Annotated in this window: 17 protein-coding genes; 11 read left to right on the top strand and 6 right to left on the bottom strand. The window is 37.8% G+C overall.

Going from position 1 to position 16,992, the window contains the following annotated elements:
- Positions 1-16: 16 nt before the first annotated feature.
- From efp to purQ, 5 genes are all read right to left on the bottom strand, one after another.
- On the bottom strand, positions 17-586 hold the full coding sequence (efp, locus tag VJ937_RS14125; protein WP_324068145.1) for an elongation factor P: 570 nt from the start codon (positions 584-586) through the stop codon (positions 17-19).
- Between the two features lie 80 nt (positions 587-666).
- The gene (tsaB, locus tag VJ937_RS14120) at positions 667-1,362 is read right to left on the bottom strand and encodes a tRNA (adenosine(37)-N6)-threonylcarbamoyltransferase complex dimerization subunit type 1 TsaB (RefSeq protein WP_324068143.1); all 696 of its coding nucleotides are present in this window, start codon (positions 1,360-1,362) and stop codon (positions 667-669) included.
- 40 nt (positions 1,363-1,402) lie between these two features.
- On the bottom strand, positions 1,403-2,755 hold the full coding sequence (locus VJ937_RS14115; protein ID WP_324068141.1) for a TolC family protein: 1,353 nt from the start codon (positions 2,753-2,755) through the stop codon (positions 1,403-1,405).
- Between the two features lie 112 nt (positions 2,756-2,867).
- On the bottom strand, positions 2,868-3,479 hold the full coding sequence (locus tag VJ937_RS14110) for a DUF502 domain-containing protein (protein ID WP_324068139.1): 612 nt from the start codon (positions 3,477-3,479) through the stop codon (positions 2,868-2,870).
- 3 nt (positions 3,480-3,482) lie between these two features.
- Positions 3,483-4,184 (bottom strand): phosphoribosylformylglycinamidine synthase I, encoded by a 702-nt coding sequence (purQ, locus tag VJ937_RS14105; RefSeq protein ID WP_324068137.1) that lies wholly within the window; start codon positions 4,182-4,184, stop codon positions 3,483-3,485.
- Positions 4,185-4,285: 101 nt separating this feature from the next.
- On the opposite strand from purQ, the gene VJ937_RS14100 reads away from it, so the two are divergent.
- The 11 genes from VJ937_RS14100 to VJ937_RS14050 all read left to right on the top strand — a co-directional run bounded on the left by VJ937_RS14100 (position 4,286) and on the right by VJ937_RS14050 (position 16,744).
- Positions 4,286-5,350 (top strand): endonuclease/exonuclease/phosphatase family protein, encoded by a 1,065-nt coding sequence (locus VJ937_RS14100; protein WP_324068136.1) that lies wholly within the window; start codon positions 4,286-4,288, stop codon positions 5,348-5,350.
- 221 nt (positions 5,351-5,571) lie between these two features.
- Positions 5,572-6,414, top strand: coding sequence for a protein-glutamate O-methyltransferase CheR (locus VJ937_RS14095; protein WP_324068134.1), 843 nt, complete (start codon positions 5,572-5,574; stop codon positions 6,412-6,414).
- A gap of 11 nt (positions 6,415-6,425) precedes the next feature.
- A complete protein-coding gene (locus VJ937_RS14090; RefSeq protein ID WP_324068132.1) occupies positions 6,426-7,253 on the top strand; it encodes a CheR family methyltransferase in 828 nt (275 codons plus the stop codon).
- 9 nt (positions 7,254-7,262) lie between these two features.
- Entirely contained in the window at positions 7,263-7,820 is a 558-nt protein-coding gene (locus tag VJ937_RS14085; protein WP_324068130.1) for a chemotaxis protein CheB, read from the top strand.
- A 10-nt stretch (positions 7,821-7,830) separates the two neighbouring features.
- The gene (locus VJ937_RS14080; RefSeq protein ID WP_324068127.1) at positions 7,831-8,580 is read left to right on the top strand and encodes a GAF domain-containing protein; all 750 of its coding nucleotides are present in this window, start codon (positions 7,831-7,833) and stop codon (positions 8,578-8,580) included.
- Positions 8,581-8,607: 27 nt separating this feature from the next.
- Positions 8,608-11,238 (top strand): PAS domain S-box protein, encoded by a 2,631-nt coding sequence (locus VJ937_RS14075; RefSeq protein WP_324068125.1) that lies wholly within the window; start codon positions 8,608-8,610, stop codon positions 11,236-11,238.
- 24 nt (positions 11,239-11,262) lie between these two features.
- Positions 11,263-11,841, top strand: coding sequence for a SiaB family protein kinase (locus tag VJ937_RS14070; RefSeq protein WP_324068124.1), 579 nt, complete (start codon positions 11,263-11,265; stop codon positions 11,839-11,841).
- Positions 11,842-11,857: 16 nt separating this feature from the next.
- Positions 11,858-12,241, top strand: coding sequence for a DUF1987 domain-containing protein (locus VJ937_RS14065; protein WP_057952871.1), 384 nt, complete (start codon positions 11,858-11,860; stop codon positions 12,239-12,241).
- A 42-nt stretch (positions 12,242-12,283) separates the two neighbouring features.
- Complete coding sequence (locus VJ937_RS14060) at positions 12,284-15,328, top strand: ATP-binding cassette domain-containing protein (RefSeq protein ID WP_324068121.1); 3,045 nt, start codon at positions 12,284-12,286, stop codon at positions 15,326-15,328.
- Positions 15,329-15,390: 62 nt separating this feature from the next.
- Positions 15,391-16,311 (top strand): hypothetical protein, encoded by a 921-nt coding sequence (locus VJ937_RS14055; protein ID WP_324068119.1) that lies wholly within the window; start codon positions 15,391-15,393, stop codon positions 16,309-16,311.
- 1 nt (position 16,312) lies between these two features.
- Positions 16,313-16,744, top strand: coding sequence for a hypothetical protein (locus tag VJ937_RS14050; RefSeq protein ID WP_324068117.1), 432 nt, complete (start codon positions 16,313-16,315; stop codon positions 16,742-16,744).
- A 32-nt stretch (positions 16,745-16,776) separates the two neighbouring features.
- Here VJ937_RS14050 and VJ937_RS14045 read toward each other — a convergent pair.
- Positions 16,777-16,992: phosphatase PAP2 family protein (locus VJ937_RS14045; protein WP_324068115.1), on the bottom strand; the 216-nt coding region annotated here is incomplete at its 5' end.

Raw genomic sequence — 16,992 nt, 5'->3', positions numbered from 1 at the left:
TTAAGCTGAATACAAATCAGGATTTCACTCTTTCCATGTAAGCCCCTGCTACAGTATCAATTTTAATTTTATCACCAATATTAATAAAAAGCGGGACATTTATTTCCGAACCAGTCTCCAGTTTTGCCGGTTTCAGTGCTGTGGTTGAAGTGGTATCGCCCTTAATACCCGGCTCAGTATAAGTCACTTCCAAAATAACCTGAGCTGGTAATTCAGCATAGAGGGGCTCTTCTTTATCTGCATGAAATAACACATCAACATTCATTCCCTCTTTTAGGAAATCAATTCCGGTAATTAGGTTTCTATCAAGGGGAATCTGCTCATATGTTTCATTATTCATAAAAATCAAACCTGTTTCATCCCTGTAAAGATATTGGTATGGTCTCCGTTCAATACGTACAATATCAAGTTTAGCTCCCGAAGAAAATGTATTGTCAATGACCTTACCTGTTTCTATATTTTTAAGTTTTGTGCGCACAAAAGCTGGTCCTTTACCGGGTTTTACGTGCTGAAAACTCACAACGGAATACAATCCGTTTTTGTAGTTAATGGTCAATCCGTTTCTAATATCTGTTGTATCTCCCATGATAATTAATTTTTTGGCAAACTTACATAAAAAAATCTTTATTCTAAAAGTGCTTTTACACGAGCTAGCACGATTGTAGTTTAAAACAGTCTTTTTTTCGATTTCGTAGCAAGAAAAGGTTTTAAATAGGCTGGCTCAAAGTAGGCCAGGTCAACAAAACGCCCCTCATCAAAATATTGCTGTGCTAATTTTGTCATATACTCTGCCTTATTGATTATTTCAGGATAATATTGGGCGTTGGTTAAATCAAGTGCATTTTTACTTTTTTCCGCACCACTTCCAATTATGTGTATTTCTGAGACCTTTTTCAATTCATTAAAAACGTCAGAATCAATGATTTTTGGAGTGGCCTTAACCTGCTGCTCGAGATTAACATTGTAATGGGCATAATAGACCTCCATTCTACGGGCATCGAGCATTGGCATCAATAACGCATCCTGACTGGGTGAACCATATTTTTCTATAAAGGCTGCAGCTAAGATTTGAAGCGTTGAAATGGCTATAAGTGGCATACCTGTGGTATAACAAATTCCTTTTGCAGCTGAAACACCAATTCTTAATCCGGTATAAGATCCGGGTCCCTCACTTACAGCAATTGCATCTAAATCTTTTGTCTTTAAACTATTTCGATGTAAAATTTCCTCGATTTGCACTGTAAGAACCCGTGCATGAGCCCGTTCCTCAGTTGCTTCAATTTTATCTGTACAAACGCCATCCTCCGATAAAGCCACAGAACAAATATCAGTGGCCGTATCAACACATAATATCCTGGTCATGCCATCAATTTTCCGACAAAAATACAAAAATCCCCGGGGCTTACAATTTCAGCTCTTTGCCCATGTAGAAATCAAGGATTTTCACTTTAAAAATTAATTCATAGCGAGCATTAAGCAAATCAACCTGAGCTTTTGACAGGTTTGTTTTAGCCAGGTTATAATCTACAGAATTTATCAGGCCTGCATTAAACCGTTGTTCAGCATACTTGAATGACTCTTTGTTGGCTGATAACGATTCTTGAGCTGCCAGATAATTTTCATAGGCTGCCCTTGAATCATTCATTGCCCGTTCAATTTTCTGATAGATATTTTGCAGTGTCAATGATTCATCGCGCCTAGCTATCTCAAGGTTAATGCGGGCGTTATCTACATTATATTTCGTTCTAAACTTATTAAAAATAGGAATTGAAAGGGTTACACCTAAATTTGCGCTCAGATAATCCTGCACCTGCTCCCCAAATGTATATTTACTTCCCAAATCGCTAAAATCAACAGCTGCATCGTTATAACGGGTAGAGACACTAGCACCCAAATACAAACTGGGGTAATAATCAGCTTTGGCAATATCGATTGCTGCTTTATTTGCTTCGATACTGGCTTTTGCCGCTTTCACTTCAGGCAAATGACTGATGGCGGTTTGGTAAACAGTATTAATTGGTTTTAATGTTGCATAAAGTTGCTCAGCATCTATGTTTTCAGGCTTCGAAATAGTCAATGTATCGAGCTGTATATTCATGGCCTGCTTAAGATTCACCCTTGCTTCTTTTTCAAGATTAAGATAATTCACCATCTGGGTTTTCTCATTGGCTGCCTGTGCCTTGAGCTCAAGCACATCGCCCTTTGGCGCCGAACCTGCGCTTACCAGTTCTTTGGTTCTTTGTATCTGTTCACGTGTAGTTTTAAGTTGCGAAAAAGCAGCATTGTATTGTTCTCTATTGTATAAAATCTGCAAATAGTAATTTACAATTTGCAAGGCAATGTCATTGGCATATGCTTCCTTGTCATGAAGTGATGCATCAACTTCGTGATCTCTTTGCTTTATTGTACTTTTATCACGAAGACCATCAAAAAGCACAACATTAGAAGAAATATCACCATTTAAATAGGTAATTTGTTCATCGATAAACTCACCGGCATCCTGGCTAAAAGTTTTACCAAATGTTGTACCACCACTAACATTAGCACTCACCGAGGGTAAGCGATCAAACCGGGCAATATCAAAATTATTGCGCAGAATAGACACAGTAAGGTCCTGTTTTTGAATGTTTAAATTGTGCTCCAGGGCATAATTAATACACTTGTCAAGACTCCATTCTTTTTGATCCTGAGCATTTAACAAACTTATACCTGTGAAAAGTAAAAGAACGGTAAAAAAATGAAACTTTAGATTCATCACTTTTGGGTTTTAAGGGTTTTGATATATCTAATAAATGAATTCTCTGTTCCCGCTAAAAGACGAAAAAAGGGGTAAAATGTTACAAATCATGTAAAAATAACACTTTTTTTCAGCTATTATTATGCTTATCTCTCTCTTTTTGTGCTTTCCCCGATTCAATTTTATCCATCAAAGGCGTTGTTTTAGAAACTCCTCCGGAAATTATAAACTTCATGGCCTCGGCTGCTTTGGCATCAAGCGGCTTCACATATGATTCCGGCACAATATAAAGGTCCCCCAATATTCCATACGATGAAGGCAGGTAAACTGCAATCTTTCCCGGTTCTATCCCTATAAAATCTAAAGATTTTTGGGTTAAAAAACCTAACCTTTCAATACCATTCTCTTTATCGAGTAGTACGCGCACGGGGTATTCAAATTTTTTTTCTTTACCCACAAATGCACTTAAAAGATCTTTAATAGAGGTAACAACTACGCGAAACAAAGGAATCTTATCAAGAAGTTTTTGGGCAAAATGATAAAGCGGTGTACGAATAGCCAAATTTACAAGATAACCTACCACGGTAATTGACACTACGATAACTAATAAACCAAGCCCCGGAATAGTAAAAGGAAGCAATCCATCGATGTATACAAAACTTACATAAAGCAAATACACCGTAAGTATGATGGGTGCAGTAGCAATAAGCCCCTGAAAAAAATAGGCTAAAAGCTTACGCATATATTAATTTTTAATTTTACCTGTTACAAAATCGATAAATGATTGCAGAATATATTCTCCATCTTTATTTGCCAGCTCTTCATCTGATGCACGTTCCGGATGTGGCATCATACCATACACATTGCGTTCTGCGTTACAAATGCCTGCAATATTTTTCACAGAACCGTTAGGATTGGCCCGTTCAGAAACATTCCCATTCTCATCGCAATAGTGGAATAAAACCTGATCATTTTGCTCAATTTTAGCTATAGTTTCATCGTCAGCATAATATCGTCCCTCACCATGTGCAATTGGAATTCTAATTGCAGTGCCAGGCACATCGCGTGTAAAAGCATTATTATGATTGACAGCCTTAATGTAGGTATTTCGACAAATAAATTTTTGGTTAAGATTATGAAGTAGAGTACCCGGTAAAAGGTCTGCCTCACAAAGAATTTGAAATCCGTTACAAATTCCAAAAACGTAACCACCATTTTTAGCAAATTCAATCACTGAATTCATAATGGGAGAGTACCTTGCAATAGCTCCTGAACGCAAATAATCGCCATAAGAAAAACCACCCGGAAGCACCACAGCATCTACTCCCTGCAAATCGGAATTTTTATGCCAGAGCTCTACCACTTCCTGCCCGAGTTTATCTCGGAGCACATAAATCATGTCATGGTCACAATTGGATCCCGGGAAAACGACTACACCAAATTTCATAGGTCAACTTTTTGATAGATTTTTGTGAGGTCAAATATAGCATTTTTATCATTTAGGCCTGAAAAATAGTTATATTAGATGCCGCTAAAAAACAAATATGCATGAAACTGATTAAGGTAACTCTTGGATCAATCGCTACGCTAGTTATAGCATTTTTATTCTTTCTGGGATGGAGCACAATTAATGATTACGACCCAGAGCCTCAAATAACACTATCGAAACAAAATGCCCCTGCACTGAAAAAAGACACTTTTTCTATTTTAATTTGGAATATTGGCTACGCAGGGCTTGGTGATGATATGGATTTTTTCTACGATGGAGGAGAGCAAATGCGCACAAGCAAAAATCGCACTGATAAAAACTTCCAAAATATTTTAAAAGAACTTAAAAAAACGCCACAGCCGGATTTTCTTTTATTACAGGAAGTGGATATCGACTCAAAAAGATCATACCATCAAAACCAGGTTGAGCGCATCAAAAGTGAAATTCATAGCCATAATTGGTATTTTACCCACAATTACCTGGTAGATTTTGTACCTATGCCATTGGGCAACCCATTGGGTAAAGTAGAATCGGGTATCATGTCGGGATCATTGCACAGCCCCAGCAGTGCCACCAGGTACAGTTATCAGGGTAATTTCGACTGGCCAAAGTCTGTATTTATGCTCGATCGGTGTTTTCTCAGCCTCACCTATCCATTGAGTTCAGGAGATACGCTCTTTATAGTAAATACTCACAACACAGCCTATGACGAAGGTGCTTTAAGGGAGAAGCAAATGCACCAGCTAAAAAACTGGATTAAAAAAAGAGATAACAGTCAAAACAAAATCATTGTTGCCGGAGACTGGAATCAGTTACCACCTGAAGTAAAAATTGATGAATTTGGAACAAAACCACAGAGCAAAAAATATTCGCCTAAAAAGATACCTCAGGGCTTTTTGCCTGAAGGTTGGCAATTTATTTTTGACCCCCATACACCCACAAACAGGGGGCTCGACACTTTTTATCATTCCAATTCGTACAAAACCATAATAGATTTTTTTGCAATTTCACCGGGCATTAAGCCAATTGAAATTAAAACCACAGATCTCAGCTTTATTAATAGCGATCATCAACCTGTTTACCTTAAATTTACATTTGTTCATCAAAAACAAAACACAAAATAAACCTTAAAAACCCAAAATAAAGTATACAATAACATTGGTGTAGGCAGAAACAAAAAGAATTTTAGCAAAAAGGGAGTTGTAAAGTACTGTCAAAATTTAAAATAAATTATTACATTTGAAACGTACTAGTATTAGTTCAGTAAATATTATACAGTACCAACAAATAAATACATAGTAGAAAACTTTGACAATAATTTACCAACACAATTGGTAGTTTTTTTATGGTCTCAGCAGAAGATGTAAATAAATTTATAGATGCGATAAAGAGCGTATCTACATATGATTTTTCTGATTATTCAGAGCGGTCATTCAAGCGAAGAATAGACAAAGTGCTCAACGATAATCGGATGGACATTAATGGTGTGATCAATAAACTATCAAAAGATAAAGATTTTCTTGAAAATGTAATTAAAGACATTACCGTAAACACAACTGAACTATTCAGAGACCCAGAACTTTGGATTACCTTAAAGTACCGCATACTGCCTAAATTCAGAAAAAACAAATCTATTTTCATATGGCACGCAGGATGCTCCAGTGGACAGGAAATATACTCAATGTTAATTCTACTGGCAGAACTGGATCTATTTGAAAAAGCAAAAGTTTTTGCTACAGATATCAATACAGATATGCTCGAAAGGGCAAAAGAGGGAGAATACCGGTACAGGTTCAATCTGCAGTACCTTGATAACTTTGATAAAGTAATAAAGGAGAACCCCTATAACTACGAAGATGTAAAAGATGTTCCATACGAGAAATATTTCGACATTGATAAGACACAAGACTCCATTAAAATAAAGAAATTCCTGCGCGACAAAACCGTTTTCAGGAAACATGACCTTGTACACGATAAAAATATTTTTTACTCGAAATTTGACCTCATCTTTTGTAGAAACGTAATTATATATTTCAACAACAACCTACAAAACAAAGTAATAGAACTATTTAGCAACAACTTATACCGGGATGGATACCTGGTTCTGGGAGCACATGAAAGTATTCTTGGCCCCGTATCAAACAATTTCGAAAGGACCAAAGGAGTTTACAAAAAGAAAGCTTATTAAAATAACTGCGAATGATATACGATATTGGCATAGTAGATACGAAAAAAGTAATTGCTGCAATCAAAGAAACATACAATATTGATTTCAGCAATTTCGCACTAACTGCTTTCAAAAGGCGGTTGCTTTATGTGCTGAACGAAAATAATTATGCCAGTATAGTCGACTTTATTTCCAACATCGAGAACAACCAATTACTTTTTGAGAAATACCTATCCCAGGGCCTTGTCGACACCACAGAAATGTTCCGCGATCCCTCTTCATGGCGAGAAATAAGAGACCAACACCTGCCCGACCTTTATAAGAATCGTGAATTTAAAGTTCTTGTCCCCGGACTCACAAGCGGTGATGACCTATACACCCTGCTCATTATGCTCAAAGAGGCAGGAATGCTGCACCATGCAAAGGTAACAGCCACAAGCATTAGCGAAATCAGACTAAAAAATGTGGAACTGGGCGGGCATTATGACCTTAAAAAAATGGAAATCGGTGAAGCCAATTATAAACGGTTTTCAGATGACGCCTCTCTTAGCGCTTATTACACACTCGAAGGCACTAAAGCCAGGATGAATAGGGACCTTCTAGAAAATGTAACATTTAAAAAATACAGCTTTTTAGTAGATGAAGCGTTAAAAGGATTTCATTTAGTCATATACCGAAACCGGTTAATATATTTTAACCCGACACTACAGGATAAAGTTACGGAAAAGCTAATAAAGTCTACCCTTCTGGGTGGATTCATAAGTACAGGTAGCAAAGAATCATTAGCAAACACTTCGTACTTTACAAAACTTACATGTTTAAACCAGGAAGAAAAATTATATAAAAAACGAGCAGAATAAATGACGCCAATGTATAAAGCGATAATCATAGGAGGTAGTGCCGGAAGTTTCCAGGTCATAACGCGCATAATTGCGGCGTTACCCAAAGACTTCCCGATCCCGGTATTCCTATGTCTCCACAGACTGAAACATGTCAGGTCAGGTTTTGTGGAAGCTTTATCTATTAAGGCCGGCCTGCCCGTGAAAGAACCAAACGATAAAGACCCGATAAAAGCCGGGAACATTTACCTTGCCCCGGCCAATTATCATATGTACATAGAACTCGGGAATAAGTTTGCGCTCTCTACAGAAGAGGCAGTAAACCATTCCCGTCCATCCATTGACCTGTCATTTATTTCTGCAGCATACAATTATAAAAGAAAACTGGTAGGTGTAATTCTTTCAGGGGCCAATAAAGACGGAGCCATGGGCCTCAAGAAAGTAAAGGATAACAGTGGCCTGACCATTGTGCAAGATCCGGCAGAATGTCAGGTGCCCACAATGACCAATGCATCATTGCAAGCTACTAATGTAGACCATATTATGAAAACGGATGAAATTATACGGTTTTTATTAAAATTAAAGTAATTTCGCAACTATGAAGCAAATCCAAAAGAATCGCACATACCTGTCTGTTTACCTGGTCATCGTAATAGTGGCCATTATTGCGGCCTATGCAGTAAGTTTACAAGCTCTTGGTTTTAACTGGATTATTGCTTCGCTGACAGCCCTTATCATCCTTGTAATAACACGCATTTACACCATAGGAACTGCTTTCTATGGTCAAATTAAAGAGATCACCCTTCAACAAGAAAAAGAATCTCAAGAGGAAATCTCAATCAGCGACATAATAAACCAAAAAAACACTGAAGAGAAAGAAGAAAAAGAGCAGCAGGAAGAAGAGTTGGATAAGCTCATTGAGCAGTTATCCGGCGAGAACGATCCTGAAAAATTAGGCCAAAAGCTTTTGAGTCAATTAGGAGAGGAGCTACAAATCGTGCAGGGTTTGGTTTACCAATACAGTAACGAAACTGAAAAATTTGAGGTATTGAGCACATATGCATATTATGGGGAAGAGCCACCCCAGGCTTTCTCCACAGGAGAAGGCTTATCAGGACAGGCAGCTCGAGACCAGCAGCGAATTTTACTTACCGAGTTACCGGATGATTACACGGAAGTAATTTCAGGGTTGGGAAAACGCCAACCCAAAATGCTGCTATTAGCACCATTGATTCATGAAGAAAAAACAGTAGCTCTTGTAGAACTGTCATTCTTTGAGAAATTTAATGAACAAAAAATTGATAAATTCGAAGGCATACTCAACAAATTAGCACAACATTTTGCCTAACAATTATCGACATAGATTTTGACTGGTATGAAAAGTACACATAGACGAAAAATACAGCTGCGCAAACTACTCCTTGGTTATGGGACAGAATCCCGGTTTCCGACAGGCTTAGTTTTAATCAGCCTAATTTTTCCGCTAGTGGCCTGGATGGTTGAATTTATTCTGAGAAACCATGAGTTTACATTTTATGGGTTTCTGGAAATGCATAAAACTTCACCCCTGGTCTTTTTGATTGACATTATTCCTATTGTTGCCGGTATTGTTGGCTATAAACTGGAAGGCTGGCTGGAAAATATGGAAACCTATTATGAGCATTCCATAGAAGACAAAAAATCTATTATTCAGCGCAATGCCTACTTCGCCAAACAAATTGGAGAAGGCAAGTTGGATATTGACCAAAATGCTTTTGACGAAAACGATTTACTTGGTCAATCCCTCATAAGGATGCGCGACAATTTGCTTAAAACCTCACAAAAAGAGTCAGAGCGCAGTTGGATTACAGCCGGTAAAGATAAAATTGCTACAATACTGCGGTTGCACAACGACCTTGATGAGCTTGCCTATGACACACTGGTTAATCTCATAGAATACATAAAAGTTGTTCAGGGTGCATTTTACATTTATGACGAAGATGAAAAAATCATTGAGAACAGAGCAACTTATGCCTATAACCGAAGAAAATATGTAAACCAACGTTTTAAAATTGGAGAAGGGCTCGTTGGTCAGGCAGCCTTTGAAATGGATATTATATATCGTAAAGAAATCCCCGAAGACTACCTTTCCATTACTTCAGGTTTGCTTAAAGAGCAAAAACCAAATACAATATTAGTTGTTCCGCTTATAACCGACGAGAAACTACAAGGTGTACTTGAGTTTGCCTCACTCGAAAAAGATATCACCCCGCTAACAATAAATTTCCTCAAAGAACTAAGTGATGTAATTGCCAGAACACTCTTCAATCTTAAAGTCAACAAAAGAACAGAGAAGCTCCTGCAAGACTCACAAAAAATGACCGAAGAGCTCAAAGAGAACGAAGAGGAGCTCAGGCAGAATGCTGAGGAAATGCGTGCAACACACGAAGAGCTCGAGCGATCAAATGCCAAACTTGAGCAACAAATAACAGAGGTGGAAAATGCTCAAAAAAGGTTGCACTCACTACTCGAGAATGCTTCAGAGGTTATTTCAATTTACGATCAGGAATTGAATCTCAAATATATCAGCCCATCGGTAGCCAATATTTATGGCTTCACCCCTGACGAAATGATTGATGGCAAAGACATGGACAGACTCACAGCAAAAGGCACAAAAGAAATCCAGCAAATGTTCAAACGTTTGCTCGACGATCCATCTGAGACCATTGTCATTCAATACACATACATGAACAAAGCCGGCAAGAAAATTTATGTAGAAACCACTGGAAGAAACCTGCTCAACGACGAAGCTATTGCCGGAATTATTCTTAACTCACAGGATATTACAGAACGAAAACGAGCCGAGAAAGAGGAGCGCATGAAAAGTAAAATGCAGGCATTATCAGAAAATTCGCCTGACATGATTATGCGTATGAACGAGGAAGGTCAGTTTTTCTACGCTAACCCCATTGTTAAAATATTCACCGGAGTGGACAATAAAACAATTGTTACACGCAAGCTTCACGAAGTAGAGTTCAACGATGAAATCAAAAACTTCTTTACCGAGGCTATAAAAGACACTGTAGAGAGCGGCCAAAAGCAAAATTACGAAACAGTATTTCCAACAAATTTCGGGGAGAGAATAATGCAGGTTAGCACCATTCCGGAGTTTAATGAAGAGAACGAATTGGAAACTATACTTTTTGTAGCGCACGACATCACTGAACAGAAAAAGATTGAAAACGAAATAAAAGAAAAGAATAAGAATATCACTGAAAGTATTAATTACGCTGAACGTATACAAAAATCATTACTTCCAAGCACAATACACATTCAGGAATTCTTACCCAAATCCTTCATCTTTTACCGCCCCCGTGATGTAGTAAGTGGCGATTTCCCATGGTTTTTCCAAAAGGATGATTATATTTACATTGCAGCTGTTGATTGCACCGGTCACGGAGTACCCGGAGCACTCCTTTCATTTATTGGGTATTTTATACTCAACAATGTGGTAGACCACGACGACGGAATTAATGCAGGAAAAATTCTGGACAGGTTTCATTTGGGAGTGCGTTCAGCGCTGAAACAAGACAAAGCCGGGGCGAATGCCCGCGACGGAATGGACATTGCCTTTTGCAAAATAAACCTGAAAACAAATCAGTTAGATTATGCAGGAGCGCACAGGCCACTTTATTTATTAAGAAACAATGAGCTCTTTGAATATAAAGGAAATCGTAAAGCCATTGGAGGAATTCCTTTAGGCAAAAAACCGGAAAAAGATTTCAAAAACTATGAATTGCAAATGGAAAAAGGAGATAAAATATTCTTTTTCTCAGATGGATTACCAGATCAGGTAGGTGGCCCGAATAAAAGAAAATATCAGCCTAAAAGAATTAGAGAGCACCTAAAAGAAAACGCAGAATTATCAATGGCACAATACAATGATTTTTTTAATAAAGATTTTCTTAAATGGAAAGGAGATAACAAACAAATCGATGATGTGTTATTAATAGGTATAGAGTTTTAATATCCTTCAAACTAAATAACTGTTATGGATGACAAAGTAGATATTAAAGATTTCCTCGAGTTTGTCTATAGTTTTTACAAAACTATGAAAGACCATGAGGTAACCCTTGTTTATGAAGGTGAGGTAACCCACCAAATAACCAAGGCCTTTACCTCACTGACAGAAACAAACATGGAAGCCGAAGAAGAGGGGCCGTCGACCCAAAAAAAGGTCTTTCATGTTATGGTAGAATGCCTGCAAAATATGAGCAAGCATGCCGAAACAATTGATGCCAGCAACCTCAAAAAAGATGGTCGTGGCATTTTTATGCTAAGCAAAAATGAAGATGCCTACAACATTACCACCGGAAATGTGCTCAACAATTCAAAGGTTGCCCATATTACGAAAATGCTTGAGCAAATAAACGACCTTGACAAAGATGGGCTGAAAAAGCTTTACAAACAGCAAATTAAAGAAGGAAGACTTTCGAACAAAGGTGGTGCTGGCCTGGGATTTATTGATATTGCCAAAAAAACAGGAAACAAACTGTATTATAACTTCTTATCAATAAATGACGAATTTTCGTTTTTCGTTTTTACATCTAAAATTTCAAGAAACAACTAAAACAATACAATAAACCATGGAAGTAATTAAGATTATAGGAACAGATGATACGCCAAGTGTAACCCTGGATGCACAAAATGAGATTTTTGAAATTTCAGGGAGATCCCTTCCAGAAGACGTAGCTGCTTTTTACGAGCCTATTCTTGATTGGCTGGATAGATACGCTGAAGAACCTAACGAAAAAACCGTTTTTAACTTCAAGTTGGTTTATTTCAACACCGCATCCTCCAAGCTAATTCTTGACATCTTGCTTAAACTGGAAGAAATGCATGAAGACGATAAAGAAATACTTATCAGATGGCATTTCCCCGAAGATGACGAAGATATGGAAGAAGCCGGTGAAGAATATGCCGATATTGTAGAAGTACCTTTTGAACAAGTAAGCTATTCGCTGGACTAATTAAAAGCAGTTATTGTATTACTGTGGCGTAAGATCTAATATATGAGTGAAGAAATTCTAAAAGCATTAATGCAGCTGTTTGCCATCATCGCAAAACAAGATGATGGAGTTGAAGACAATGAAATAGAATTTGTCAAAACATTTCTCAGTTCGCAGCTTAATAAAGAAGCTGTGGAAGAGTATGTGGCATTATTCTATAAGCATGCCGGCATTAATCCTGATGATCTTCACAATGACAAAAAAGACAAAAAACGCCAGCTTACTTCGGTTAAAGATTCGGTAAAAATTCTCGGAATCTGTAAAAAAATTAACAAACGACTCAACCAAAAACAAAAAGTCGTCGTGCTTGTGCGCCTGTTCGAACTTGTAAACGCCGACAGGAAATTTACAGAACAGAGAATGGCCATTATCAACACCGTTGCTGAGGTTTTTAATATTGACCCGGATGAATTCGAAAGTACAGAATCATTTGTAGTAGAATCACCTGAAAAAATCAGCAACCCACACATCCTTAAGATTAACGGAAAAGAAGAAGAAAACACCAATAGCAAACACATCCATAGCGAAGACCTCGACGGAAATCTACTTGTCTTGCAAATTAAAAGTGTTGATCTCTACTTTCTGCGTTACACAGGAAACCAGGATATATTCTTAAATGGATTGCCACTCAATAACCGGAGTATTTATCTTTTTGCCAACGGAGGAACCGTAAAGCTGACCAAAGGCAAGCCGGTCTACTACTCCGATGTAGTAGCACATTTTCTTGCCGACCTTACATCATCAAAAATTTCATTCAATGTCAACAACGTAAACTTCACATTCCCCAATGGCGGTATTGGGTTACGCGACATTGAACTTTCAGAAGAACAGGGGCGACTTATAGGGATAATGGGCGCTTCCGGAGCCGGTAAAACAACATTGCTTAATGTTCTTACCGGAATGGAAAAACCTTCTGAAGGTAGCGTAATAATTAACGACATCAATATTCATGAAGAGCCCGAAAAAATCGAAGGCGTAATTGGCTCAATTCCGCAAGATGATTTATTGATCAGTGAATTAACAGTTTATCAAAACCTGTATTATAACGCAAAACTCTGTTTCAAAGACAAAACAGAAGATGAGATAGATGGATTGGTATCAAAAACACTCACCAGCCTTGGGCTTTATGAAAGAAAAAACCTTAAAGTTGGGTCGCCGCTCAATAAAACCATTAGTGGTGGGCAGCGCAAGAGGCTGAACATTGCCTTAGAGCTTATTCGTGAGCCATCAATTCTTTTTGTAGACGAGCCGACGTCAGGTCTATCGTCGCGCGACTCTGAAAATGTAATGGACCTGCTAAGAGAACTTGCATTAAAAGGTAAGCTGATATTTGTAGTTATACACCAACCATCTTCAGACATTTATAAAATGTTTGATAAGATGCTAATACTTGATACCGGGGGATACCAAATCTATTATGGAAACCCGGTAGAAGCCGTCACCTACTTTAAAAAACTTGATAATCAGATTAACAGTGAAGTGGGGGAATGTCCCACATGTGGTAATGTTAATCCGGAGCTCATATTCAATATTATCGATGCCAAGGTAGTAGATGAATTCGGCCGATATACCCAAAACAGAAAGGTTACACCGGATGAATGGGAAAAAAGGTACAAGGCAGAAAACACAGTGGAAAAAGTACCAGACGTTCAGGAAAATCCACCCCAAACACTCAATATTCCACAATGGTTTTCGCAGTTCAAGATTTACACTATCAGAGATTTTATTTCGAAAATCACCAACAAACAATACGTTATACTCAATTTACTTGAGGCGCCGCTACTCGGTTTCATCCTATCATTTATTATCCGATATATTGAGCCGGATGCAGACAATTATATTTTTCGGGCCAATGCCAATATTCCGCCTTACATCTTTATGGCTCTCATAGTAGCCTTATTTCTGGGCTTTATGGTTAGTGCAGAAGAAATCTTCAAGGATAGAAAAATATTAAAACGGGAAGCTTTTCTCAATTTAAGTCGCTCCAGTTATCTCATATCGAAAATACTGATCCTGTTTTTTATCTCAGCACTTCAGGCACTCCTTTTTGCTGCCGTGGCAAATATAGTTTTAGAAATACGCGGTATGTTTTTCGAGTACTGGTTTGCCCTATTTACAATAGCTGCTTTTGCCAATATGTTAGGATTAAATATTTCATCAGCATTTAACTCTGCTGTAACCATCTATATTATGATTCCTTTGCTCATGATCCCACAAATGGCACTTGGTGGAGCAATGTTTAGTTTCGATAAACTTAATCGCAACATTTCCAGCGTGGATAAAGTACCTGTTATTGCAGAATTTATTGCAGCAAGATGGTGCTATGAAGCGCTCATGGTAAAACAATTTAGAGACAATGAATTCGAAAAACATTTTTACCAAATTGACCGGGCAGTAAGCATTGGAAGCTACCGGGGAACAAAATGGACAGAAGAAATTGAGAAACGGGTAGACGTGGCTTTGCAAAGTGTTCAATCAAATAACGATAGTATAATAGAAGCCTCTAAGGATATATTTGAATTACTAAGACATGAGCTGGAAAGAGAAAACAAGCGCAACAGCAAAATTACTTTCCCATCAGTATCTCGAATAAACAACAAAGACTTTAATGCGCAGCTGGCTGACAGTTTACTTAATTACCTGGGCAATATTAAAGATTATTACGAAACTATTTCGCTTAAAGCCCGAAAGAAAAAAGATGCTATGATTATGAAGCTGGATGCAAAAAACCCCCAGCTCTACATCCAGCAACAGAACAAGTATCATAATGAAGCTGTATCAGATATTGTCAAAAACATCTATATGAAACAGGTAGTCGAGTACGACAACAAACTTGTAAGGCAACGGGATCCAATTTTCCGTTATCCGGAAGTTGAACATGCCCTCGACTTCAGAAGTCACTTTTTTGCACCACAAAAACATTTCCTGGGTGTTTATATGGATACATATTATTTCGATATGATGGTAGTCTGGTTAATGACCATAGTGCTGTACATCACATTGTACTATGATTCATTAAAAAAACTACTTGAAATGACATCTAAATAATCAGAGTTTTTGACTTTTGAAATATTTTGTATATTTACTCATAGAAAAAATCATATAGAAATATGAAGAAATTAATAATAATTTTAGCTGCAATAGCCATTGTTTTCTTTGGATGTGACTCAGGAAAAAACAAGAAAGAAAATTTTGGTGAAATCCTGGGAGACGATCCAAAGTTAGATAGTACTCAGGTTTCTGAAGAACTTCCGACTGAAGCTCAACAGGTATTACAAAATATTTCTTCTTCTCCAGTCGAGATGGCCGCTTTACTACAAAGTGCGGGTGTTGAGTTTTCGGAAAGATATATTGCCGAAGTAAAAGATGTAGACAGATACAACACTGACTTTAAAAGAGCTGTAAACCTTGGAATCCTTGGTGCAGATCTTGGGTATTTAAATATGTACAAAAAAACCGGCCCTGTAATGAATAATATGCAGGCCATACGCAAACTCTCAGAGGAGCTGAGGGTGCAACAGTTTTTTGATTTCCAAACAATTAAAAGACTTGCGACCAATAATGAAAATATAGACTCTCTGATGTATATTACGCTGCAAAGCTTTAACAATATGGATACATACTTGCAGCAAAACGGTAGAAGTGAAATCAGTGCACTAATAATTTGTGGTACCTGGATGGAAGGAATGTACATTGCCACACAGGTACTCAAAGAGGCTCAAACCCCTAATCCGGAAATTGTAGAACGCATTGGTGATCAAAAAGAGGTTATCGAAAACCTGACTACAATGTTGAGTTATTACAAAAACAATCCACAGTTCAAAACCCTCCATGACAGCTACGCTCGTATACTTAGTGCTTATGATGGAGTTACAAAAACAATTGAGCAGGGAGAACCCGAACAAAGAGAAATCGATGGAATCATGGTAGTTGTTCAGAACGAAATCAGCCATGTAGAAGTTCCCGATGAGACTCTTGAGACCATTATCCTGACAATAGAAGAAGTAAGAAATAATTTAATTAGACTATAATATGAGGAAAGCAATAGCATTACTCGTTATAGCATTGACCTTTATGGCAGGCAATGCCTTTGCCCAAAGTGATGAGTTGGTCAACACCTGTGCACTAAACATTGGCAATGCTACCTATATGAAAGATTTTAAGGTGAAGCTCCAACAAAGCAGTGTAAAACCACCTCCATCGTCTAAGTTCTCAATCCTTATGAATAAAGGAACCATCTACAAACTCAACACCTGTAATGCCGATGGTTACGCAGGAAAGGTTGTCGTAGAGCTATACGATGGTACAAAGAAACTTACAACAAACCTGCAGCCAGATGGTGAGCTAAAAGAAGCTTTTGGTTTTTTCTGTCAAAAATCTGGCGTATATAAAATACGAGCATATTTTAAAGATGGGAAAGAGGGTGCTGCAGTTGTAATTTTGAGTTTCATGCAGAAAAAATAATTATATACACTAACACCCAAAAGCTGCCTCAATCAGGCAGCTTTTTTTATGGGAAATTTTCGCATACTAAAGTTGCATAAATAATAGAGCAAAAAGCCAAACCCGACGCCCAGCAAACCACCAAAAAATATATCGGCCGGATAATGAACGCCCAAATAAACCCGGCTATATGAAACCAGGGCTGCCCATATTAATATAGCAATTGTATACCAACGCCTTTTAATAAACATAAGCGAAAAAACAGCAAA

The sequence above is a fragment of the Salinivirga sp. genome, assembly GCF_035268865.1.
Taxonomy (GTDB): Bacteria; Bacteroidota; Bacteroidia; order Bacteroidales; family Salinivirgaceae; genus Salinivirga.
This window is presented reverse-complemented; position numbering and strand designations above follow the sequence as displayed.

Coding starts and splice junctions, on each gene's coding strand:
- efp (WP_324068145.1), bottom strand. CDS start 586: ATGGGAGATACAACAGATATTAGAAACGGATTGACCATTAACTACAAA.
- tsaB (WP_324068143.1), bottom strand. CDS start 1,362: ATGACCAGGATATTATGTGTTGATACGGCCACTGATATTTGTTCTGTG.
- VJ937_RS14115 (WP_324068141.1), bottom strand. CDS start 2,755: ATGAATCTAAAGTTTCATTTTTTTACCGTTCTTTTACTTTTCACAGGT.
- VJ937_RS14110 (WP_324068139.1), bottom strand. CDS start 3,479: ATGCGTAAGCTTTTAGCCTATTTTTTTCAGGGGCTTATTGCTACTGCA.
- purQ (WP_324068137.1), bottom strand. CDS start 4,184: ATGAAATTTGGTGTAGTCGTTTTCCCGGGATCCAATTGTGACCATGAC.
- VJ937_RS14100 (WP_324068136.1), top strand. CDS start 4,286: ATGAAACTGATTAAGGTAACTCTTGGATCAATCGCTACGCTAGTTATA.
- VJ937_RS14095 (WP_324068134.1), top strand. CDS start 5,572: ATGGTCTCAGCAGAAGATGTAAATAAATTTATAGATGCGATAAAGAGC.
- VJ937_RS14090 (WP_324068132.1), top strand. CDS start 6,426: ATGATATACGATATTGGCATAGTAGATACGAAAAAAGTAATTGCTGCA.
- VJ937_RS14085 (WP_324068130.1), top strand. CDS start 7,263: ATGTATAAAGCGATAATCATAGGAGGTAGTGCCGGAAGTTTCCAGGTC.
- VJ937_RS14080 (WP_324068127.1), top strand. CDS start 7,831: ATGAAGCAAATCCAAAAGAATCGCACATACCTGTCTGTTTACCTGGTC.
- VJ937_RS14075 (WP_324068125.1), top strand. CDS start 8,608: ATGAAAAGTACACATAGACGAAAAATACAGCTGCGCAAACTACTCCTT.
- VJ937_RS14070 (WP_324068124.1), top strand. CDS start 11,263: ATGGATGACAAAGTAGATATTAAAGATTTCCTCGAGTTTGTCTATAGT.
- VJ937_RS14065 (WP_057952871.1), top strand. CDS start 11,858: ATGGAAGTAATTAAGATTATAGGAACAGATGATACGCCAAGTGTAACC.
- VJ937_RS14060 (WP_324068121.1), top strand. CDS start 12,284: ATGAGTGAAGAAATTCTAAAAGCATTAATGCAGCTGTTTGCCATCATC.
- VJ937_RS14055 (WP_324068119.1), top strand. CDS start 15,391: ATGAAGAAATTAATAATAATTTTAGCTGCAATAGCCATTGTTTTCTTT.
- VJ937_RS14050 (WP_324068117.1), top strand. CDS start 16,313: ATGAGGAAAGCAATAGCATTACTCGTTATAGCATTGACCTTTATGGCA.